Origin of the sequence: Helicobacter sp. 13S00482-2 (assembly GCF_002272795.1) — a bacterium.
Taxonomy (GTDB): Bacteria; Campylobacterota; Campylobacteria; order Campylobacterales; family Helicobacteraceae; genus Helicobacter_J.
On record NZ_MLAT01000085.1, the window covers coordinates 1 to 499 of the forward strand.

General features: G+C 28.7%; 1 pseudogene. It reads right to left on the bottom strand.

Annotation, left to right across the window (positions count from 1 at the left end):
• Positions 1-196: 196 nt before the first annotated feature.
• Positions 197-499 (bottom strand): annotated as a pseudogene (locus BKH42_RS09700) (hypothetical protein); the annotation flags it as partial.

Below are 499 nucleotides of genomic sequence, written 5' to 3' on the forward strand. Positions count from 1 at the left end.
TGAAGCCATCTTGAATATCTTTTATCTCAAAAGTAGCAAGATTTCCTTCAATAGGTTTATCTAAAGGGATGATTGGAGAAATACTCTCTTTGTAACGATGATGAAAGATGTCTTGGATACTTGTAAGGTTGTTTTGTATTTCCATCGCTTTTCCTTCAAAGATGATTGATGATTATAAGAAAGCAAAAAGTATGCCCTAATCACTTTGATGAGAAAGTAGATTGTATGAAAATTGTATTTCTCTGAGTTTGAGAAATGATATTTTTGCAAAGCTCTTATTTAAATTCTTCACATCTAAAAGAGGCTGGATTTGATTATTGAGTATATTTTGGAAATTCTTATCAAGTATTTGTTTTTGTATTGGTTCTTGTAAATCTAAAAGATTGAGTGCATCTGTATGATCTATGTTTATTTCAAGGAGATTTTCTTTTTCAAAATCATCATAAATTTGATTGAAATCATCATTATTGAGATCTAAAAATGCTGCTATATCAATGAT